Source organism: Amycolatopsis sp. NPDC114505 (genome assembly GCF_055633615.1).
The window spans coordinates 57,643-77,874 of the sequence record NZ_JBVKDV010000002.1 but is presented as its reverse complement, the minus strand read 5'-3'; the positions used below and the strand labels follow the sequence as shown (position 1 = coordinate 77,874).

The window sequence follows — 20,232 nt, the reverse complement described above, 5'->3', positions numbered from 1 at the left end:
ACTCTGAGAACGGAGGCGGGCCGTGACGGCTGCCGGATATCGCGTCGCTCCGGCCCGCCTCGACACCGTGGCGGGCGAGTTCGGCACGCGGGCGGACACCTTGGGCACCGCCCAGGCGGCGGTCGCGGGCGAGAAGGTCCCGGCCGCCGCGTTCGGTCAGGTCAGCGCGTCCGCCGCCGCGGCCAAGACGTTCGAGAAGACCATGAAGGAGCTGGGTTCGAAGCTCGACTCCGGCGTCTCCCGGCTGCAGACGCTCCAAAGTGGACTGACCGAGTCGGCGGCCGGGTACCGGCGGGCCGACACGCAGGTCGCCGCGATGTACCGGGCGCTCCTGCCCGAGGATCCCCTGCCGTCCGCCGGAAACCCCGCCGGGATCGGTGGTTCGGCCGACACCGGCGCGTGGGCGCGGGCGATCGAGCAGAACCGCACGAAGGTCGCCGACGCGCTGACCGCCGAACGGGCGAAACTCGCCGGGCTCACCGACGCCGACGAGATCAAGCGGTCACAGGCGCGGATCTCGTTGTACGAAGACATCCTCGCGAACAACCGGCAGATCCTGAAGTTCGACCCGTCCGGCAACGGCCGGATCGCCGAGCTCGTCGGGCACATCGAACCGGGCACGCGCAACGTCGGGCTGTTCGTGCCCGGCGTCAACACGCAGATGTCCAACTTCGACGCCTACGCCGGCCTCGGGCGAAGCCTGGTGGCCGCGGACCCGACCGGGCGCACGGCGATGGTCGTCTGGGCCGACGGCGTGTTCCCGCAGAACCCGGTGACCCAGGGGCCGGACGCGAGCTACGCGCAGACGATGGCGCCCGACCTCAAGCACTTCACCGACGACCTGCGCGGCGAGATCGCGGGCCACGCGGGCTCCGACGTCACGCTGACGGCGATCGGGCACAGCTACGGCGGCGCGACCGTCGGGCTGGCCGAGACGCAGGGTCTCGACGTCGACCGCGTCCTGCACGTCGAGTCGGCGGGCATGGGCCACGGCGTGTGGTCGCCGTCGGACCTTCCGGCGAGCCAGGCGGGCGTGCAGCGGTTCTCGATGACGGCGCCGCTCGACCCGATCGAGATCGCCCAGGGCAACGCGTGGGGCCTGGAGTGGACCGGCATCGGCCACGGCGCGGACCCGGACACGTTCCCGGGCGTCACGGAGCTGGAGACCGGGCGGTCCGCTTCCGGGGACCAGCTGTGGGGCCTGTCCTCGCACAGTGACGTGCTGAAGCCGGGTTCGGAGTCGTGGACGAACATGTACCGCGTGATCACCACCGGGCCCACCACGCCCGACGGGAGCTTCGACGCGCATGGCATCCTCGAGAACGGCGTCGAGTTCCTGAACAACGGGGGTGTGCTGCGATGACCTCTCCGGACCTGGACCGCTTGGCGAGCGAGCTGACGAACGTCATCGACGACGTCGCGGCGGTGTTCGGCCCGTCGGCGGACCCTACGGTCAACGGCGAGCTGGACTGCGACCCGACCAGCCCGGGTCAGCTGGTGTGCTGGCAGTACGGCGTCCGCCTGGAGCACCCGGGCGAGCCGGAACGCCGTCTCACCGAGGTGGTCCTCCCGACGCTGGAGCAGCGCGGCTGGCAGGCCCACGACCGCAGCACCCCACGCGAACTGATCGCAAGATTCAGCCGCGACGGCGCGGACTTCACGATCCACGTCGCCCGGGCCAGCCACGCGGTGGCGATCATCGGCTCAACCCGCCCAGTCCCCGCCTGACCGTGTCGTCCATCCACGTACGCGTGTCGTCCACCTGAGTACGCGAGTCGTCCGTCCGGGTACACGGAGACGTGCGTCCGGCGGCCGGCTCGCGTTCTCCACCGGACGACACGCGTACCTGGGCGGACGACACGCGTACACCGATGGACGACACGGGTTTACGGCGTGAAGCGGGACGGGCGCCAGTTCCGGTGCCGGGCCCGGCGGACCGCCGCCATCGCCACTCCGGCGGCTGCCGCGAGAGCCACGCCGGCCACCGCGATCGTGCCCGCCGTGACGTCGGACGTCGGACGCGCGGGCGCCGCGGCCGGGACCACCGCCGGTGCCGAGCCGGACGCGGGAACCGCGCCCGGCGGCGGGACGTCGGCCGGCAACGTCGAGGACACCGCCGCGTACGCGTCCAGGACTCCCCAGCCCAGCCGCGCGTCGTGGCGCCCCGACGAGGCGCGGTGCGCCGTCAGCTCGAGCCGCGTCACGACCTGGTCGCCGGTCAGGTTCGGGTGGTACGCCCGGACCAGCGCCGCGACGCCGGCGACGTACGCCGCCGCCAGTCCCGGGTCGGTCACCGGGAACCGGTGCGCGACCGCGCCGCCCGCGCCCGCCGACGTGCTGACCAGCTCCGCTCCCGGCGCGGCGACGCCGACGTAGTCGCCCGCCTCCGTCTGCACCGGCTCGCCCGCGGGGTTCACCGACCCGACGGACAGCACTCCGGGCGTCGCCGTCGGGTACGACCGGGCGCCCTGCTGGGTCGCCGACGCCGCCGAAACCACCACCGCCCCCGCCGAACGCGCCCGCGCGACCGCGCCGGACAGCGCCGGGCTGTCGAACGCCGCGGGCACCGCGATCAGGACTACGCTCGCGCGCCGGTCGACCGCTGTGTCGATGGCGCCGGCCAGCGCGCCCGGGTCACCGGCGCCGTCGCCGGCCGTCGAGGAGCCCGAGCCTTCGGTGTAGCGGATCGGCAGCAGGTGCGCGCCGGGCGCGACGCCGGCGAACGTCGTCGACGCGTCCGGTTGCGCGCCGACGATCCCGGCCGCGATCGTGCCGCGGCCGTCGCAGTCCGAGCGCTCGGTGCCGGTGCCGCCTTCGAGCTGCCCGGGCGCGAACTGCGTGTTCTGCCCGTCGACGCCGGTGCCGATGACGGCCACCAGCTGGCCCTCGCCCCGGGTCAGCGGCCAGAGCCGCGCCGGGTCGACCAGGCGCTGCCCCCACGGGACCGCGCCGGTGTAGGTGCCGGACGGGTTCGCGCACTGGCCCGCCGGGGCGGCGACGGCGGACGCGGGAAGACTCAGCGCCACCACGCCCGACACCGCGAGCACCGCCGGTAACCGCACCCGAACCCCCGAACAGAAAGACGGTGGCGGGAAAGAACTTCCGCCACCGCCAGTCTACCCGCGAAACACCGTTCAGCGAAGGTCCATGCCCAGATCCAACGCGGGCGAAGAGTGGGTCAGCCCACCCACCGACAGATAGTCCACACCGGACTCCGCGTAGGCCCTACCACGGTCGAGGGTGAGGCCACCAGAGGATTCCAGCCGCGTCTTGGGGGAAACCTCGTCGCGGCGCGCCACCGCCTGCCGGCACTGCTCCGGCGTGAAGTTGTCCAGCAGCACCTCATCCGCTGCCGCGGCCAGCGCCTCCTCCAGCTGCTCGAGTGTGTCGACCTCCACCTCGCAGGCCAGTTCCGGCGCGTGCGCCCGGGCCGCGGCCAGCGCCGCGGTCACCGAACCGGCGGCGACGACGTGGTTGTCCTTGATCAGCACCGCGTCGCCCAGCCCGAGCCGGTGGTTCACCCCGCCGCCGCACCGGACGGCGTACTTCTGCAGCAGCCGCAGTCCCGGCAACGTCTTGCGGGAGTCCCGGATCGCGCAGCCGGTACCGTCCACTTCGGACACCCACGCGGCGGTCGCGGTCGCGACGCCGGAGAGGTGGCACAGCAGGTTCAGCGCCGTCCGCTCGGCGGTGAGCAGCCCGCGCACGGGACCGCGCAGCACCAGCGCGGGCTCCCCCGCCACCAGCCGGTCGCCGTCTTCCCGCCCGGCCAGCACCTCGTACCCGTCGCCCAGCACCATGTCGAACACGGCCAGCGCGACCGGCAGCCCGGCCACGACACCGTCGACGCGCGGGGTCAGCTCGGCCACCGCGATCGCTTCGGAGGGCACCGTCGACGCCGTCGTCGCGTCCGGCCCGTACCGCAGGTCCTCGCCCAGCGCCGTGGAAACCACCCGCGTCACGTCCTCGACGTCGAGGCCGGACGCGGCGATCAGTTTCAGGACCGGTTCGGAGATCGGGAAAGTCATGCCACGCCCTCCAGGGGGATCGGGTCGGCCAGCACCGGCTGGCCGGACGGGCTGAGCCGGATGTGCTGGCTGCGCCGCCAGTTCTCGTCCGGCGCCGGGAAGTCGGTCCGCACGTGGCAGCCGCGCGACTCGGTGCGCCGGACCGCCGCCGAGAGCAACGCCTGCGCCACCACCGTGAGCGCTGCGTCTTCGACCGCCGCGTGTGTCCACAGCGGACTGTCCTGGGTCGACAGGTCGATCACCGAACCGGCTGCCGCCAGGCCGTCGGCGTCCCGGCCGATCGCCGCGTACCGGCTCATCACGCGCTGCAGCGCGTCCCGCCCGGCGGCCGGCGCGACGGTCCACGTAGGCAACCGCCCCCGCGAAGGATCGGCCAGCAGCCCGGCCGCGAGGTCCGCCGCGACGGCCTCCGCCACGCGCTGCCCGACGACCAGTCCTTCGAGCAAGCTGTTGGACGCCAACCGGTTCGCGCCGTGCAGCCCGGTCCGCGCGACCTCGCCGGCGGCGTACAGCCCGGGCACCGACGAGCGTCCGTCCACAGTGGTCGCCACGCCACCGCACGAGAAGTGCGCCGCGGGGACCACCGGGATCGGGTCCGACGCCGGGTCGAGGCCCAGCGCCGCGCACGCCGCGAACACCGTCGGGAACCGCTGCCCGAACCCGGCGATCGACGTCGCGTCCAGGAAGACGTGGTCGTCGATCCCGCCGGGCGCCGAAGCCATCCGGCGCGTGATCGCCGCCGAGACGACGTCGCGGGGCGCCAGGTCGCCGAGCGGGTGCACGCCCGCCATGACCGCCAGCCCGGCGCCGTCGACCAGCGTCGCGCCCTCGCCGCGGACGGCCTCGGTGACCAGCGGGCGGCGCCCCCGCGCGCCCGGGGTGAACAGGACGGTCGGGTGGAACTGGACGAACTCGATGTCCGCGACGGTCGCCCCGGCCCGCAGCGCGAGCGCGAGCCCGTCACCGGTGGCGATCTCCGGGTTCGACGTCGCCTGGTAGAGCTGCCCGATCCCGCCGCTGGCCAGCAGCACGGCCGGCGCCCGGACGACGCCGGGGACGCCGTTGCGATCGAGCACGGTGATGCCGGCGACCCGTCCGCCCGGCGTGCGCAGCGCGTCGACGGCGATGTGGTGCTCCAGCACCGGCACCCGCGCCTGCCCGGCCTGCGCGACCAGGGCGCGTTCGACCTCGGCGCCGGTGGCGTCCCCGCCCGCGTGGATGACGCGGAACGCGCTGTGCCCGCCCTCGCGGGCCCGGGCCAGCAGGCCGTCACCCGAAGAGTCGAACGTCGCGCCGTCGGCCCGCAGCCGGGCGATCGCCGCCGGGCCGCCGTCGAGGATCGAGCGGGCGGCGGCCTCGTCGACCAGCCCGGCACCCGCGGTGAAGGTGTCCTCCGCGTGCTTCGCGACCGAGTCGTCGAGGTCGTGCTGGTCTTCCAGGACCACGGCGACGCCGCCCTGGGCCCAGCGCGTGTTGCCGTCCTCGACCGCCGCCTTGGTGACGACCAGGACGTGCAGCCCGAGTGCCTGCGCGCGCAGCGCCGCGGTCAGGCCGGCGACGCCGCTGCCGACCACGACCAGATCCGCGCGAGCCTCCCAAACCGGAGTTTTCGCCTGGGGGTCATTAACCGGCGTGGTCATTCGCCGCCGCCAGGCTGCCCGATCTCGATCATCCGCTGCACCGAAGCACGAGCCTTCGAGGCGGTTTCGAGGTCGACGTGGACCTCGTCCAGGCCGTCACGCAGGCAGCGCAGCAGGGCCGCGGGCGTGATCATCTTCATGTACCGGCAGGACGCGCGGTCGTTCACCGCGCGGAAGTCGATGCCCGGCGCGGCCTTGCGGAGCTGGTGGATCATGCCGATCTCGGTGGCCACCAGGACGGTCTTGGCCTTCGTGTCGCGGGCCTCGTGGACCATGTCGCCGGTCGAGAGGATCTTGACCCGATCCGGCGCCACCGCGCCCTCGCCCGCCAGGTAGAGCGCCGACGTCGCGCACCCGCACTCGGGGTGGATGAACAGGTCCGCGTCCGGGTTCGCGGCCGCGCGCTCGGCCAGCTCGGCGCCGTTGATCCCGGCGTGGACGTGGCACTCCCCGGCCCAGATGTGGATGTTGTCCCGGCCGGTCACGCGCTTGACGTGCGCGCCGAGGAACTGGTCGGGCAGGAAGAGAACCTCCTGGTCAGCGGGGATGGACGCGACGACGTCGACCGCGTTCGAGGACGTGCAGCAGATGTCCGTCTCGGCCTTCACCTCGGCCGTGGTGTTGACGTAGGAGACGACGACGGCGCCCGGGTGCTCGGCCTTCCAGGCGCGCAGCTCGGCGCCGGTGATGGAGTCGGCCAGCGAGCAGCCGGCCCGCGCGTCCGGGATCAGGACGGTCTTCTCCGGGGCGAGGATCTTCGCGGTCTCGGCCATGAAGTGCACACCGCAGAAGACGATGGTGGACGCGTCGCTGCTCGCCGCGATGCGGCTGAGCGCGAGGGAGTCGCCGGTGTGGTCGGCGATGTCCTGGATCTCCGGGACCTGGTAGTTGTGCGCGAGCAGGACCGCGTCGCGCTGCTTCGCCAGGCGCCGCACCTCCTCCGCCCACTCCGCGTTCGCCTCGACCCCGCCGAACGGGGTGAGACCTTCCGGAACCAACGTGCTGGTCATCGGGCCCTCCTGGACCTGTCTCCGGTTTTCGCCTTATAATCGAAAACCGTGCGAAGTCATCTTAACACCCAGGCACCCCTGGCCCACGAGGTTTTGGGAGCGGTCCTTCAAGTGCGCTCGGACACACTGCGGGTGCTGCTGTGGCGCCGCGCGCTCGACCCGCACCTCGGCCGCTGGTCACTGCCGGGCGGGCGGCTGCGGCCCGACGAGGACGTCGAGACGTCGGTCCGGCGCCAGCTCAAGGAGAAGGTCGACGTCCGCCGGATCGAGCACGTCGAGCAGCTCGCGGTGTTCAGCGACCCCCACCGGGTCCCCGGCCCGCGCGTGGTGGCGACGGCGTTCCTCGCCCTGGTCCCCTCCGACGCCGACCCCGAGGTGCCCGAGGACACCGAGTGGCACGACGTCGCGAAGCTGCCGCGGACGGCGTTCGACCACGAGGCGATCGTGCTGCGCGCCCGCGACCGGCTGCGCTCGAAGCTCTCCTACACCAACCTCGGGTTCGCGCTGGCACCCGAGGAGTTCACGATCTCCGCGCTGCGCGGGCTGTATTCGGCGGCGCTGGGCTACCGCGTCTCGGCGACCAACCTGCAGCGGGTGCTCTCCCGGCGCGGCCTGCTGGTTCCCACTGGTCACACGGCCCCGCCCGGCCGCGCGGGCGGGCGTCCCGCGGCCCTGTTCTCCTTCGCCGGCAAAGGCATGCAGATCACCGATCCGTTCGCGGTGCTCAAGCCGCCCAACCGGTGACCATCCTGCGCGGAAGGCGTTCTCCCCTTACGGTTGACGCGTGACAGAGCCGGAATCGGAAAGCGACGCGACGACGACCTTGCTGCCGTTGTTCCCGCTGCAGACGGTTCTGCTCCCGGGGACCAAGCTGCCGCTGCACATCTTCGAGCCGCGGTACCGGCAGCTGATGGCCGATCTCGTCAGCGGCACCGTGCCGGGGCGCGAGTTCGGCGTGGTGGCCCTGCGGTCGTCACTGACCCGCGAGGTCCGTGGTCTGGACCAGCTGTACGAAATCGGCTGCAGCACGGTGCTGCGCGAGGCGAAGCGCCTGCCGGACGGCCGGTTCGACGTCGTCACGCAGGCCCAGCGCCGCTTCCGCCTCACCGAGCTCGACTGCGTCTCGGCGCCGTACCTGATCGCCTCGGTCGAGTGGGTCGACGACGACCCGGTGGCGCCGTCCGGCGACATGGCCGAACGCCTCGCCGTGGTCGCCCGCACGGCGCACCGGCGCTACTGCGAAACGGCGTGGCGCAGCGACGACTGGAACACCCCGGACGCGGACACCGAACTCGCCGAGCTGGCCTACCAGCTGGCTGCGGACTGCCTGCTGCCGCTGGAAGACCGTCAGCGGCTGCTGGAGGAACGCCACCCCCTGCGCCGGCTCCGCATCGCGTGCCGGCTGCTGACGCGGGAGGCGGGGTTCCTGGACACGCTGGGCGCGGTGCCGCTGCCGCCGGGCGAGCTCACCGATCTCGGCAAGCCCGCCAGCCTCAACTGACTCAGTCCCCGGCGCCGTTGCCGTTCCCGTTGCCGAACTTGTTCCAGACCTTGCCCGCCGTGCTGGAAACCGCTTCGCCGACGTCGCTGAACACCTTCGTCAGCGGGTCGGTCGACGAGCTCCACGAGTCCTTGTACGACTTCGCGGCCGACTTCAGGTCGTCCTTCCAGTCGGACGTCGGCGCGTCGTCGTCGCGGCGCGGGTAGTCGCCGGCCAGGATCGCGCGGTACTCCTCCGAGGCCGCCCACTTCTGCAGCTGCGCCGCGCGGACCACCGCGAACGGGTGCGTCTCGGTTTCGACGAACCGCAGCTTGAGGAAGCTGTCGCGGATGTCGTCGACCGACTCGTACTCGTTGGCCTGCTGGAGGAACGACGGGATGTCGATGCGGGCCGGGTCGACGCCGCCGGCGATCTGGATCTGGGCGCGCAGCGCGGCCGTCGGGTCCTGGCCGCACAGCAGCCCGGCGCGGTCGCACGACAGCTCGGCCTTGCGGTACCACTCGCGCAGCGCCGCGATGATCGCCCGGATGCCGAGCGCGCTCACCGGCGTCCACGACAGCGACATCTGCAGGCCGATCAGGCGCACCATGATCGTGCGGTAGACGGTGTGCCCGGACAGCACGTGCCCCATCTCGTGCCCGATCGCGAACCGCAGCGACTCGTGGCCCATCAGCTCGACGAGCCCGGTGCTGACCCGGATGAACGGCTCGTCCATCCCGACCGCCGACGCCTGGGCCCGCGGGTCCTGGTAGACGAACACGTTCGGCACGGCGGGCAGGTCCAGCGTCTCGGCGCACTCGTGGCGCAGGCGATCGATCTCCGGGTACTGCTTGGGCCCGACGCGGATCGACGACGCGAGCGCCATCAGCCGCTCGCCGCGCTCGTTGTAGAACCCCGAAACGGCCTTGACGACCTGGGCGAACCCCGGCACCGCCCGCAGGGTCGCGAGCGCGCCGCGATCCACCGGGTGTTCGTAGGCGCGCGGGCTGATGCCCGGGAAACGGACGGCGTTGGGCCGCGAAACCTCGATGTCTTCGGTCACTGAACCCCCTGTGGTCGAGGGCACCACTCTAGGGGAAACGCCCCGGCCCGGGGCGGGGTTCAGCCGAGGCGGCGGCCGAGGTCGTCGCGGCCGTTCCAGGTGGCGAGCAGGCTGTAGACGACCGTCACGCCGAGCGGGCCGGTGAGCAGCACCCACCACGACTCCAGGCGGGGCGCCAGTTCGATGACCGAGCCGAGCGCGGGCGCGCTGGCGATCGCGTAGTGGCTGTTCGCCCAGCCGACGCCGAGCAGCATGGCCAGCGCGCTCGCGAGGGCGACGCCGAGCACCGCGGCGAGGAACACGACCGGCCCGCGGCGCTCGCGCAGCAGCCAGACGACGACCCCGACGACGATCCCCAGCCCGAGCGTCATGAGCCCGAAGACGGCGAGGTCGTCGAAGCGGTGCCAGCTCTCCAGCTCGAGGGCGCCCTGGGTGCCGTCGGAGCCGATGATGCGCACGCGCTCCGGCGGCGCGAGGCGCGACCAGGCGAAGGCGAGCGGGAAGCTCAGCAGGCTGAGGGTGCCGAGCACGCTCACGGCGGGCAGCAGGTCGGCCTTGACGACGACCCGCGGCCGCCGCTCCCGGACCAGCACGGGCACCGACCACGGGCCGGCCACGGCCGACGGCCGGTGCGCGGGCCCCGACGACTCACTCACCCGGACTCCCTCCTGCGCCATGCTCCTGCGACACGGTGCGACTGAGGGTAACCGGTCGGTGCGTGGCGGCGGTGAGCCGCCGGTCGTGTCGCGGGGCCCGGCGCGACGCCGTCGTCAGCCGCTCGCCGTCTCGCCGTGGCGGCTGCAGCGGGCCGTCCACCCCAGCGGGCTCACCTGGACCACCAGCCGCCGCGCGCAGAACGTGCAGTAGCGCGGTGGCTCCAGCGCCGTCCTCGGGTTGTGGCACGCCGGGTGGTCGGCGCCGCCGTCCGACGACTGTCCACAGTGGACGCAGAAGGCAGCGTCAGAGGCTGTCACTGAGGGCCTTGATGGGCATCTTGAGGTCGTCGAGCATCGCGAGGTCCGCCGAAGCCGGGCGGCCGAGGTTGGTCAGGTAGTTGCCGACGATGATCGCGTTGACGCCGCCGAGCATGCCCTGCTCCGCACCGAGGTCGCCCAGCGTCAGCTCGCGGCCGCCGGCGAAGCGCAGCATGGTGCGCGGCATCGCGAGCCGGAACGCCGCGACCGTCCGCAGCGCGTCCTTGCCCTCGACGATTTCGTAGTGCTCGTACGGCGTGCCCGGCTGCGGGATGAGGAAGTTCATCGGCACCTCGTGCGGGCTGAGCTCGGCCAGCTGCACCGCGAACTCCGCGCGCTGCTCGACCGTCTCCCCCATGCCGATGATGCCGCCGCAGCAGACCTCCATGCCCGCCTTCGCGACCATCCGGAGCGTGTCCGCGCGCTCTTCCCACGTGTGGGTGGTGACGACCTCGGGGAAGTGCGAGCGCGCCGTCTCGAGGTTGTGGTTGTAGCGGTGCACGCCCATGTCGACGAGCTCGTCGACCTGCTCCTGCGTGAGCATGCCGAGCGAGCAGGCGATCTGGATGTCGTTGCCGTCCTCGCGGATGGCCTTCACACCCTCGCGGACCTGCGCGAGCAGCCGCTTGTCCGGCCCGCGGACGGCGGCGACGATGCAGAACTCCGTCGCGCCGGTCTCGGCGGTCTGCCGGGCGGCCTTGACCAGGTTCGGGATGTCGAGCCACGCCGAGCGCACCGGCGTCGGGAAGCGGCCGGACTGGGAGCAGAAGTGGCAGTCTTCCGGGCAGCCGCCGGTCTTGAGGCTGATGATGCCTTCGACCTCGACCTCGGGTCCGCACCAGCGCATCCGCACGTCGTGCGCCAGGGCGAGCAGGTCGGGCAGCCGGTCGTCGGGGAGCCGGAGCACCTCGAGGACTTCGGCTTCGCCCAGGCCGACGCCGTTTTCGAGGACGTGCTCGCGCGCGTAGGCGAGGACATCGGTGTCCGGGACTGCGGTCACGGCGTCTCCTTGATCGTGGTGGAAGCGTCCCTCATCGTGCACGACGGCACGCCGGGACGACAGCGACGCAGGTCACTTCCCGGCGGAAGCGCAGCCCGCGAAGAGCTCGGGGTCGAATTCGCCGCCGAACCACGGCGACAGCCCGGCCCGCGCGGCGGACAGGAACTCCTCGGGCGAGGCGTCCCCGAGCCCGGCGGGCAGCGCACCGAGCAGCGGCGCCCCGGCCGCGACGGGCAGGTCTTCGAGGTTGGACAGCGCGGCGAGGTCCGGTTCGGCGGGCCACGAGCCGATGATGACCCCGGCGACGGTCAGGCCCCGCTTGGTGGCGACCTCGGCGGTGAGCGCGGTGGCGTTGAGCGTCCCGAGCCCGGCTTCGGCGACGACGATGACGAGCGACCCGAGCGACCAGGCGACGTCGGCGAGGCTGGAGCCGGCCTTGTCGAAGCGCACGAGCAGTCCCCCGGCACCTTCGATGAGGGTGAGGTCGTGCCCGCTGTCGAGGTCGGAGGCGGCCCGCGCGATCTCCCCGGGATCGAGCGAGGGAAGCCCACTACGCCGCGCGGCGGCCTCCGGCGAGAGGGGATCGGGATATCGCCGCAGCTCCCGGGTGGTGACGTCCCGGCCGGCGAGGCGCCGGACATCGGCGAGGTCCCCGGGCTCATCAGGGCCGACCCCGGTCTGCGCGGGTTTCAGGACGGCAACGCGCTGCCCCCCGGCCACCGCGAGCGCGGCGATGGCCGCCGTGGTGATCGTCTTGCCGACCCCGGTCCCGGTCCCCGTCATCACCAGCATGGTCACGGACCATCAACTTAGTGACTGCGGTAGTGGGCGCGCACCGCGGGCACCGGATGGCCGGGGGTGGTGGGGGAAGGTGCCCTGGTCGGAGGCGGGTTCGGGGGGTCGGGGGGTGAGGCGCGGCCCGGGTGCGGCCGCGGCCGACGAATCTCCGACCGGCCGCGGCCGGCCCGGCTGGTGCCGGGGGCCGACCGCCCCACGCCCGCGGCCCGGCGGGCCCGGCGGCCCAGCAGCCCCGCGGCCCAGCGGCCCAGCAGCCCCGCGGCCCAGCGGCCCAGCAGCCCCGCGGCCCAGCGGCCCAGCGGCCCCGCGGCCGAGCGGCCGAGCGGCCCAGCGGCCCAGCGGCAGAGCGGCAGAGCGGCAGAGCGGACCCTACGGTCGCGGCCGAGCGAGGCCGCAGCGCCATGGCCCCCGGACCCGCTGCCGCAAGCCGCCCGCCAAACGGAGCCCGGAGCGGCTGAGCGAAGCTCGGCCGCTCCGGGCGAGTGAGGCGGACCGGAGAGACTTGGTCCCGGACCTCGCTGACCACAACCCGCCGCCGGGCGGCCTCGGCCGGGCCCGCCCGGGCGTCCAGCCTCCGGCCCCAATCACCGAGGCCCAGACTCCGGCCGGGGTCGGTGCAGGCCCGACCAGGCTCCGGCACAAACCACCGAAGCCACCTCCAGCCAAGCCTGCACCGCAACCACCCCGGCGCAAGCCCGCACCGCAACCACCCGCAGCGCGAGCCACTCCGCCTCAAGCGCCCGGCACCACCGCCGAAGCCCCCGCCGGGCGGAACGTCCGCTCCACCCCATCGAACAAATAAACCTGCGCCGTCCCCACCGCGAAGTACATCCCCGTCAGCTGGACCTTCCCCGCCGCCTCCGCGGCCGCCACCGACGGGTACTCCCGCAGGTGCTCCAGCTGCTGCAGCACGTTGTGCAACGCCAGCCGATCACCCTCCCGCTCCGGAACCCCGCCGTCCAACGTCGCCGAGCCCGTGCGGTGCGCGCTCGGCTCCGCGTGCCGGAGCCACACGGACAACGGCCCGGCCGGTGGGCCGTCGGCCAGGGCCGCCATCGCGCCGCAGCCCGAATGGCCGCACACCACGATCTCCTCCACCCCCAGCACCCCGACCGCGTACTCGATCGACGCGTTCATCGAGGGGTCCGCCTGCCCCGGCGGCACCAGGTTGCCGATGTTGCGGATCGTGAACAGGTCGCCCGGGCCGCTGGTCGTGATCAGGTTCGGCACGATCCGGGAGTCGCCGCAGGTGATGAACAACGTCCGCGGCCGCTGGCCGTCCGCCAGGCCGGACAGCGTGTCGCGCAGCAATGGCGCCGCCCGGCGGTGGAACTCCGTCGCGCCGCGGCGGGTCTGCTGGGCCGGGATCCCTTCCACCGCCTGCCACGCCGACCACGGCGCGAGCCAGCGGGGCACCGCCCGGCTCGCGGCGAGCCGGGACCGCGTCGGACGGCCCGCCTTGCCCTCGCCGAACCACGGGTGGCCGACCTCGTCGACGTCCACCGCGCCGCCGGCGCGCTCGTGCGCCTGCTGCCACGTCGTCAAGCTCTCGAACGCCGCGTGGTCGAGGTAGTCGACGACCAGCTCCAGCCGCACCGGCACCCCGGCCGGGATGCCGCCGAGCACCTTCGACAGCCGGGGCACCGACAGGAACGTCAGGACGCCTTCGACGACCACGCGCCAGGCGTCGCCTTCGTGCTCGACGTGGATGCCGGACCACAACGTCCGGCGCAGCATCAGCACCAGCGCGAGCCCGATCCCGGCGAGGACGCCGGTGAGCAGGTCGAACACGACGACGCCGGCCAACGTCAGCAGGTACACCGGCAGGTCACCGTGGGCGAGGACGGTCCTCATGTGCCCGGGGTTGACCAGCTTCGCGCCGACGTGCACCAGCAGCCCGGCCAGCGCCGCCAGCGGGATGCTCTGGATCAGCCCGGCCAGCAGGACGACGAACAGCAGCACCCAGACGCCGTGCAGCACCGCCGACACCCGCGTCTTCGCACCGGCGGCGACGTTCGTCGAGCTGCGGACGATGACGCCGGTGACCGGCAGCCCGCCGATCGCGCCGGACAGCATGTTGGCCGCGCCCTGCCCGACCAGCTCGCGGTCGAGGTTCGCGCGCGGGCCGGTGTGCAGGCGGTCGACCGCGACCGCCGAGAGCAGGCTCTCCACGCTGGCGATCAGGGCGATGGTGACGACGGCGAGCGCGAACCCGCCCCAGCTGCCCGGCAGCTGCGGGACCAGGTGGACGTCCAGCAGGTCACCGGGCAGCTCGACGCGGGGCAGCGTCATCCCGGCGACCACCGAAACGCCCGTGGCGACGGCGATCGCGGCCAGCGGCCCCGGCACCTTGCGGACGGCGGCCGGGAGCTTCGGCCAGAGCAGCAGGATCGCGATGGTGAGCAGGCCGATCAGGGCAGCGGAGTCGTGGTGGGCGACGATCTGGCCGGGCAGCTCGGCGACGTTCTCCACCGCCGAGCTCTGGGCCTTCCCGCCGAGGATGACGTGCAGCTGGCCGAGCACGATCGTGACGCCGATGCCGGCCAGCATGCCGTGCACGATGGCAGGCGAGATGGCCAGCGCGGCGCGGGCGATCCGGCTCAGTCCGAGCAGGATCTGCAACGCGCCGGCGGCGACGGTGATCGCGCAGGTGACGGCCCACCCGAACGTCTGGATGGTTTCGGCCATGACGACGGTCAGGCCGGCGGCCGGCCCGCTCACCTGGAGCGCGGAGCCGCCGAGGGCGCCGGCGACGATGCCACCGACGACAGCGGCGATCAGCCCGGCGGCGACCGGCGCGCCCGAAGCGAGGGCGATACCGAGGGACAAGGGCACTGCGACGAGGAAGACGACCAGTGAGGCCGGCAGGTCGTGGCGGAGCACGGCGAGGGGTCTCATGATCACCATGCAACCGGAAATCGTGTGAAATGTCCGCTATGTGCCACCCGTTCGAGTGAACAACTGGCCATATTTAGCCTGAACGTCACAAATCGGACGTCGAGTTCACTCGCCGTTCACAAGATCATTTCGGTCGCGTGACAGTTGAAAGCCGTACGACACAAGCGAAGGCCGCCCCCGAACCCCGGAGACGGCCCTCGCCCGCGTCAGTGCTCCAGCGCCCCCGCCGGCACGAACCCGCGCGCCGCATCGTCCAAAAGGGACACTTGCGCGGCGCCGACGTCGAAGTACATCCCGGTCAGCCGGAGCCCGCCGCGCGCCAGCGCCTCCGCGACGACCGGGTAGCCGCGCAGGGTTTCCAGCTGCTGCACCACGTTCTGCAACGCGAGCTGGTCGGCCTCGGCGGCGGGCCGGCCGCCGCCGAGCAGCAGCGGAGCCTCACGACTCCGTCGACGCAACGTCGCTTCGCCGTGCCGCAGCCAGCTGCCCAGCTGCACCAGCCCATCCGGTGCCTGCCCGAGCAATGCCTTCATCGCCCCGCAGCCGGAATGCCCGCACACCACGATCTCGGCGACCCCGAGCACCCCGACGGCGTACTCGATCGCCGCCCCGACCGACGAGTCGTCCCCGTCGGCCGGTGGCACCAGGTTGCCGATGTTCCGCACCGTGAACAGGTCCCCCGGCCCGCTCGTCGTGATGAGGTTCGGCACGATCCGCGCGTCCCCGCACGTGATGAACAGCGTGTGCGGCTGCTGCCCGTTCGCCAGCCCGCTCCAGGTGTCGCGCAGCAGCGGCGCCGTGCGGCGGTGGAACTCCGAAGCACCGCGGCACAGCAGGGAACTGGCCGTGCGCTGGGCCGGCAGCACGACGTGCTCGGCCTGCCACTCCGACCACGGCGCGAGCCACCGCGGCACGACGCGCGCGGCGACGCTGCGGCGCACGGTCGGCGCGCCGGCGGTGCCGCGTTCGAACCACGGGTGCCCGATCTCGTCGACCGTCACCGGCCCGGCGTGGGCCTGCTGCCAGCCGCGCAGGCAGTCGAACGCGGCGTGGTCGAGGTAGTCGACGAGCAGTTCCAGCCGGACTTCGGCGTGCGGCGGCACCTCGGCGAGCACCCGGGTCAGCCGCGGCACGGACAGGAACGTCAGCGCCCCTTCGATGACGACGCGGTGGCGGTCGCCGTCCTTCTCGATGTGGATCCCGGAGAAGATCATCCGCCGCAGCATCATCGCGAGCGCCAGCAGGACCCCGGCCGCGACGCCGGTCAGCAGGTTGACGGCGACCGCGCCGGCGAGCGTGACGGCGTACACCGGCAGGTCGCCGTGGCGCCGCACTTCCTTGAGCCCGTGGAGGTTCACGAGCTTCGCGCCAACGTAGACCAGCAACGCGGCGAGCGCGGCCAGCGGGATCAGCCGCAGGACACCGGTGAACAGCAGGCACGCGGCGAGGATCCAGGCACAGTGCAGGATCGCCGACGCGCGGGTGCGCGCGCCCGCTTCGTAGTTGGTCATGCTGCGCACGATGACGCCGGTGACCGGGAACCCGCCGAGGACGCCGGCGGCGACGTTCGCCGCGCCCTGCCCGACGAGCTCGCGGTCGAGATCGGTGCGCTGGCCGCCGCGGAGCTTGTCGACGGACACCGCGGACAGCAGGCTTTCCAGGCCGGCGATCAGCGCGATGGTGAGCGCGGCGAGCGCGAAACCGCCCCAGCCGCCGTCCGGCAGCCGCGGCACGACGTGCAGCTCCGGCAGCCCGGCCGGGAGGTCGACGCGCGGCAGGGTCATGCCCACCGCGACGGAAAGACCGGTGGCCAGCGCGATCGCGGCCAGCGGCGCGGGCACCCGGCGGACGGGGCGCGGCAGCCGCGGCCAGGCCAGCAGCACCGCGAGGGTCACGACGCCGACGAGCACGGCCTGGTCGTGGTGCGCGGCGATCTGCCCGGGCAACGCGAGGACGTTGGCCAGCGCCGAACCCTGCGCCGAGCCGCCGAGCACGACGTGCAGCTGGCCGAGCACGAGCGTGACGCCGATGCCGGCGAGCAGGCCGTGGACGATGGCCGGCGACACGGCGAGCGCGGCGCGGGCGAGGCGGGTCAGGCCGAAGAGGATCTGGAGCAGGCCCGCGGCGACGGTGATCGCGCAGGTGACGGGCCAGCCGTGGGTGGCGATCGTGTCGGCCAGCACCACGGTGAGGGCGGCGGACGGGCCGCTGACCTGCAGCGGCGATCCGCCGAGGAGGCTCGCGACCAGCCCGCCGACGACGGCGGAGATCAGGCCCGAGAGCAGCGGCGCCCCGGCGGCGAAGGCCACGCCGAGGGACAGGGGGACGGCGACGAGGAAGACGACTATCGAAGCGAGGACATCGTGCTTGAGGTTCTCCGGGAGTTTCGGGCTCTTCGGCGGTCCGGTGTCGTGTTCACCACGAACGATCTCGATCATGGACGCAGGATCGCCGATGCGACGCGAAAAGTCCGCTACGCAAGCATTTCTCGCGTTTGTCCCGGTACGGTCCGGTTCGGTTTCCCGGACCTTTCCGGGGAAAACCGGCCCGGAACCTCCGCCGATCGCGTGGTGTGGACCGCGCACCGGCACGCAGCGCGACGGTGAGAGACCTTCGGGTCTCGGTGTGCGCGTGGTCACACCCGATGTGCTGAATTCACGCCTTTTCGGCCACGGCAAGCATCGCACGGGTGATCGCGGCGAGGTCGTCGTCAGTCGAAACGTACGGCGGCATTGCGTAGACGAGGTCCCGGAACGGCCGCAGCCAGACGCCCAGCCCGGTGGCGGCGTCGGTGGCCACCGCCATGTCGACCGCGTGGTCGAGCTGCAGCACGCCGATGCCGCCGAGCACCCGGACGTCCACCACCGAGCCGAGGTCGCGCGCCGTCGCCAAGCCGTCCAGCAGGCCCTTCTCGAGCCGGCTGACGTCCTGGCGCCACGCGCCGCCGGCGAGGAGTCCCAGCGAGGCGTTCGCCACCGCCGAGGCCAGCGGGTTGCCCATGAACGTCGGCCCGTGCGCGAGGACCGGCAGCGCGCCGCGGGAGATCCCCGCCGCGACCTCCGGCGTGCACAGCGCGGCCGCCATGCTCAGGTAGCCGCCGGTCAGCGCCTTGCCGAGGCAGAGCACGTCCGGCGTCACACCCGCGTGCTCGGCGGCGAAGAACGCGCCGGTGCGGCCGAAGCCGGTCGCGATCTCGTCGAAGATCAGCAGCACGTCGTGCGCTTCGGTCATTTCCCGCAGCGCACGCAGGTAGGCGGGGTGGTGGAACCGCATCCCGCCGGCACCCTGCACGACCGGTTCGACGATCACCGCGGCCAGTTCCCCGGCGTGGGCACCGATCGCGTCCGCCAGCGTGTCCAAGTAGGACTGGTCGGGCGGGGTGTCGAAGCCGGACGGCGGGGCCGGCACGAAGACCTGCTCGGGCAGCACGCCCCGCCACAGCGAGTGCATGCCGCCGTCGGGGTCGCACACGCTCATCGGCGTGAACGTGTCGCCGTGGTAACCACCGCGCCAGGTCAGCAGCCGGCGCTTCTCCGGCAGCCCGCGGGAACGCTGGTACTGCAGGCACATCTTCGCGGCGACCTCGACCGACACAGAGCCGGAGTCGCAGAGGAAGACGTGCTCGAGGCCCTCGGGCGTCACGTCGACCAGGGTCTTGGCGAGGGTGATCGCGGGCTCGTGGGTCAGGCCGCCGAACATGACGTGGCTCATCCGCCCGGCCTGTTCGGCGAGCGCGGCGTCGAGCACCGGGTGCCGGTAGCCGTGCACGGCCGACCACCACGACGACATCCCGTCGACCAGCTCGCGGCCGTCGGCGAGCTTCAGCCGGACGCCGCTCGCCTCGGTCACCAGCAGCGAAGGCACCTTCGCCGGCATCGGCGCGTAGGGGTGCCAAACGTGCTGAGCGTCGAGGGCGAGCAGGTCGGCGGAGTCCATCCGCCGACCTTAACCGGCTCAGGCCGCGCGCCTCGTGAACACCCATCCGTTGCCGTTCAGGGGCGCCGCCACGACGTACACCGGCGCCGCCCCGTCGAGCACCCACGGCCCGCGCACCGACAGCTCGTAGCGCCCCGCGGGACCGGTGAAGGTGAGGCTGCCGTCGGCACCCGTCGTCGCGGTGATCACCCGGTGCGTGTCGACGTCGGTGGCCTTGACCGGCTGCCCGGCCAGGCCGTCACCGGTTTCCGTGACGATCCGGCCGGTGCTCGTCCCGGTCCGCCCGGTCACCTTCGCCGTGTCCCGGCCCTTCGGTTCGCCGCTGTACTTCTCGTAGTTGCCGAAGTCGCAGTACTGCTCGAGGAACCCCCAGCTCCCCGAGACGTCGCGAACCGTGCCGGGCACCCGGAACACGCGGGTCTCCCCCGGCCGGATCGTGGCTCCGGCACCGAAGTAGTCCAGCTCGCCCCAGCCGGCCGAGGTGATGTCGAGGTCGCGGCCGTAGCCGATGCCGTCACAGGCGCCGTAAAGGCCCGAAATGACCCGCGAGCCGGTGTTCACCAGCTTCACCGTCATGACCGCGGGGTCACCCGCGTGGTAGGTCTCCTTGTCCAGCGAGAGCTTCGCGCGCAGCGTCTCGGACAACGGGCGCACGGCCGGCAGCGGCACGTCGACCACGGGTACGGAGCCGTCGACACGGACGGTCCGCCCTCCGCCGAGCGGCAGCCAGCCGTCGGGCGCGCTCGAGAGGTAGAGGTCGTAACTGCCGGGCGGCAGGTCCGGGAAGGAGAACCGGCCGTCGGCGCCGGTCGTCCGGGTCTCGTGCACGTTGTAGCCGTTCAGCTCGACGTGCGCTCCGGCGAGTTCCTCGCCGGGGTCGGCGACACCGTCCTGGTCGGCGTCCCCGAACACCTGACCGCCGATGGCGCTGCGGCCCTCGGCGCGCACCACGGGCACGGCCACGTCGGCGACCGCGAGGAGCGGGCCGTCCCCGGACCGCACCGCCAAGCGCAGTGCGGAATCGCCGTTCGCGACGCCGCCGAGGTGGCCCTTGAGCAGGTAGTCCCGCGACTCCCCGGGCGCGAAGTTCGCGCCGAGCCCGTCGGGCCCCAGGTCGCCCCAGCCCTCTTCCACGCCGAACCCCGTGCCGCCCAGCACGACCGAATAGCCGCGGGCGTAGTACACCCCGCTGTCGCCGGCGTTGGTGACCGTGTACTTGACGGTCACCTGGTCACCGGGCAGGTACGGCCCGCCTTCGACCACCGCCGTGCCGCGCAGGTCGACCCCGGCCGCGGCCGCCGGGACCGCCCAGCCCACGACCGCCACGACCACGGCGAGCACCATCGCGAAAAATCTGGTTCTCAAGGTGACTCCCCCTCACCCGGCCCGCACCTCTCGTGCGGGC

17 protein-coding genes are annotated in these 20,232 nt (G+C 73.0%); 4 read left to right on the top strand and 13 right to left on the bottom strand.

The window, feature by feature from the left end; all coding sequences use genetic code 11:
• Nucleotides 1–22: 22 nt before the first annotated feature.
• Together ACZ7OU_RS18355 and ACZ7OU_RS18350 are read left to right on the top strand one after the other, a co-directional pair.
• On the top strand, nucleotides 23–1,363 hold the full coding sequence (locus ACZ7OU_RS18355; protein WP_470255999.1) for an alpha/beta hydrolase: 1,341 nt from the start codon (nucleotides 23–25) through the stop codon (nucleotides 1,361–1,363).
• A complete protein-coding gene (locus ACZ7OU_RS18350; protein WP_470255998.1) occupies nucleotides 1,360–1,728 on the top strand; it encodes a hypothetical protein in 369 nt (122 codons plus the stop codon). The genes ACZ7OU_RS18355 and ACZ7OU_RS18350 overlap by 4 nt, the downstream gene beginning before the upstream one ends.
• 158 nt (nucleotides 1,729–1,886) lie before the next feature.
• On the opposite strand, the gene ACZ7OU_RS18345 is transcribed toward ACZ7OU_RS18350, so the two are convergent.
• The 4 genes from ACZ7OU_RS18345 to nadA form a co-directional block, all read right to left on the bottom strand.
• Nucleotides 1,887–3,062 (bottom strand): S8 family serine peptidase, encoded by a 1,176-nt coding sequence (locus ACZ7OU_RS18345; RefSeq protein ID WP_470255997.1) that lies wholly within the window; start codon nucleotides 3,060–3,062, stop codon nucleotides 1,887–1,889.
• 72 nt (nucleotides 3,063–3,134) lie between these two features.
• On the bottom strand, nucleotides 3,135–4,028 hold the full coding sequence (nadC, locus tag ACZ7OU_RS18340; RefSeq protein WP_470255996.1) for a carboxylating nicotinate-nucleotide diphosphorylase: 894 nt from the start codon (nucleotides 4,026–4,028) through the stop codon (nucleotides 3,135–3,137).
• A complete protein-coding gene (locus ACZ7OU_RS18335) occupies nucleotides 4,025–5,668 on the bottom strand; it encodes an L-aspartate oxidase (RefSeq protein ID WP_470255995.1) in 1,644 nt (547 codons plus the stop codon). The genes nadC and ACZ7OU_RS18335 overlap by 4 nt, the downstream gene beginning before the upstream one ends.
• Nucleotides 5,665–6,678: a quinolinate synthase NadA gene (gene nadA, locus ACZ7OU_RS18330; protein ID WP_470238899.1), complete on the bottom strand. Its 1,014-nt coding sequence runs from the start codon at nucleotides 6,676–6,678 to the stop codon at nucleotides 5,665–5,667. Before nadA ends, ACZ7OU_RS18335 begins: the two co-directional genes overlap by 4 nt.
• A gap of 111 nt (nucleotides 6,679–6,789) precedes the next feature.
• On the opposite strand from nadA, the gene ACZ7OU_RS18325 reads away from it, so the two are divergent.
• Both ACZ7OU_RS18325 and ACZ7OU_RS18320 read left to right on the top strand, forming a co-directional pair.
• Nucleotides 6,790–7,422 carry an NUDIX hydrolase gene (locus tag ACZ7OU_RS18325; RefSeq protein WP_470255994.1) on the top strand — a complete coding sequence of 211 codons (633 nt, stop codon included), beginning with the start codon at nucleotides 6,790–6,792 and terminating at the stop codon, nucleotides 7,420–7,422.
• Nucleotides 7,423–7,462: 40 nt separating this feature from the next.
• On the top strand, nucleotides 7,463–8,179 hold the full coding sequence (locus ACZ7OU_RS18320) for an LON peptidase substrate-binding domain-containing protein (protein ID WP_470238901.1): 717 nt from the start codon (nucleotides 7,463–7,465) through the stop codon (nucleotides 8,177–8,179).
• A gap of 1 nt (nucleotide 8,180) precedes the next feature.
• Here the strand turns inward: ACZ7OU_RS18320 and ACZ7OU_RS18315 are convergent, their stop codons facing one another.
• From ACZ7OU_RS18315 to ACZ7OU_RS18275, 9 genes are all read right to left on the bottom strand, one after another.
• Nucleotides 8,181–9,221: a M48 family metallopeptidase gene (locus ACZ7OU_RS18315; protein WP_470238902.1), complete on the bottom strand. Its 1,041-nt coding sequence runs from the start codon at nucleotides 9,219–9,221 to the stop codon at nucleotides 8,181–8,183.
• 59 nt (nucleotides 9,222–9,280) lie between these two features.
• On the bottom strand, nucleotides 9,281–9,877 hold the full coding sequence (locus tag ACZ7OU_RS18310; protein ID WP_470238903.1) for a DUF2567 domain-containing protein: 597 nt from the start codon (nucleotides 9,875–9,877) through the stop codon (nucleotides 9,281–9,283).
• A gap of 114 nt (nucleotides 9,878–9,991) precedes the next feature.
• Nucleotides 9,992–10,195, bottom strand: a complete 204-nt coding sequence (gene bsaP / locus ACZ7OU_RS18305) for a biotin synthase auxiliary protein BsaP (protein WP_470238904.1) — start codon at nucleotides 10,193–10,195, stop codon at nucleotides 9,992–9,994.
• On the bottom strand, nucleotides 10,182–11,195 hold the full coding sequence (bioB, locus tag ACZ7OU_RS18300) for a biotin synthase BioB (RefSeq protein WP_470255993.1): 1,014 nt from the start codon (nucleotides 11,193–11,195) through the stop codon (nucleotides 10,182–10,184). Before bioB ends, bsaP begins: the two co-directional genes overlap by 14 nt.
• 72 nt (nucleotides 11,196–11,267) lie before the next feature.
• On the bottom strand, nucleotides 11,268–11,993 hold the full coding sequence (gene bioD / locus ACZ7OU_RS18295) for a dethiobiotin synthase (RefSeq protein ID WP_470255992.1): 726 nt from the start codon (nucleotides 11,991–11,993) through the stop codon (nucleotides 11,268–11,270).
• Between the two features lie 732 nt (nucleotides 11,994–12,725).
• Nucleotides 12,726–14,900 (bottom strand): SulP family inorganic anion transporter, encoded by a 2,175-nt coding sequence (locus tag ACZ7OU_RS18290; protein ID WP_470255991.1) that lies wholly within the window; start codon nucleotides 14,898–14,900, stop codon nucleotides 12,726–12,728.
• Nucleotides 14,901–15,097: 197 nt separating this feature from the next.
• The gene (locus tag ACZ7OU_RS18285) at nucleotides 15,098–17,329 is read right to left on the bottom strand and encodes a bifunctional SulP family inorganic anion transporter/carbonic anhydrase (RefSeq protein ID WP_470255990.1); all 2,232 of its coding nucleotides are present in this window, start codon (nucleotides 17,327–17,329) and stop codon (nucleotides 15,098–15,100) included.
• A 217-nt stretch (nucleotides 17,330–17,546) separates the two neighbouring features.
• Entirely contained in the window at nucleotides 17,547–18,827 is a 1,281-nt protein-coding gene (locus ACZ7OU_RS18280) for an adenosylmethionine--8-amino-7-oxononanoate transaminase (protein WP_470255989.1), read from the bottom strand.
• A gap of 18 nt (nucleotides 18,828–18,845) precedes the next feature.
• Nucleotides 18,846–20,192 carry an SdrD B-like domain-containing protein gene (locus tag ACZ7OU_RS18275; RefSeq protein WP_470255988.1) on the bottom strand — a complete coding sequence of 449 codons (1,347 nt, stop codon included), beginning with the start codon at nucleotides 20,190–20,192 and terminating at the stop codon, nucleotides 18,846–18,848.
• Between the last annotated feature and the right edge of the window lie 40 nt (nucleotides 20,193–20,232).

What these genes read in the sequence shown, in the direction of transcription:
- ACZ7OU_RS18350 (WP_470255998.1), top strand. Translation starts at nt 1,360, where the DNA reads ATGACCTCTCCGGACCTGGACCGCTTGGCGAGCGAGCTGACGAACGTC.
- nadC (WP_470255996.1), bottom strand. Translation starts at nt 4,028, where the DNA reads ATGACTTTCCCGATCTCCGAACCGGTCCTGAAACTGATCGCCGCGTCC.
- ACZ7OU_RS18335 (WP_470255995.1), bottom strand. Translation starts at nt 5,668, where the DNA reads ATGACCACGCCGGTTAATGACCCCCAGGCGAAAACTCCGGTTTGGGAG.
- nadA (WP_470238899.1), bottom strand. Translation starts at nt 6,678, where the DNA reads ATGACCAGCACGTTGGTTCCGGAAGGTCTCACCCCGTTCGGCGGGGTC.
- ACZ7OU_RS18290 (WP_470255991.1), bottom strand. Translation starts at nt 14,900, where the DNA reads ATGGTGATCATGAGACCCCTCGCCGTGCTCCGCCACGACCTGCCGGCC.
- ACZ7OU_RS18285 (WP_470255990.1), bottom strand. Translation starts at nt 17,329, where the DNA reads ATGATCGAGATCGTTCGTGGTGAACACGACACCGGACCGCCGAAGAGC.
- ACZ7OU_RS18280 (WP_470255989.1), bottom strand. Translation starts at nt 18,827, where the DNA reads ATGGACTCCGCCGACCTGCTCGCCCTCGACGCTCAGCACGTTTGGCAC.